The following is a 222-nucleotide window of genomic DNA, read 5'->3' on the forward strand; positions in this document are numbered from 1 at the left end:
ATCAAGACTTACTGCTTGGACGCGCATATCCATCAGCGCGCACACATCATCCTCCTGCGTCCTTCCATCGTTCAAACAAAATAAACTGGTACAGGAATATCAACCTGTTATCCATCGATTACACCTCTCGGTCTCATCTTAGGCCCCGACTAACCCTGGGAGGACGAGCCTTCCCCAGGAAACCTTAGTCTTTCGGCCGACCAGATTCTCACTGGTCTTTCG

The 222-nt window shown here is 50.5% G+C and carries 1 rRNA gene; it reads right to left on the minus strand.

The annotated features are described in order from the left end of the window. Positions 1-222 (minus strand): 23S ribosomal RNA (locus tag ACG72T_RS12600); the annotation flags it as partial.

Source organism: Companilactobacillus sp. FL22-1, from assembly GCF_043951805.1.
Taxonomy (GTDB): domain Bacteria; phylum Bacillota; class Bacilli; order Lactobacillales; family Lactobacillaceae; genus Companilactobacillus.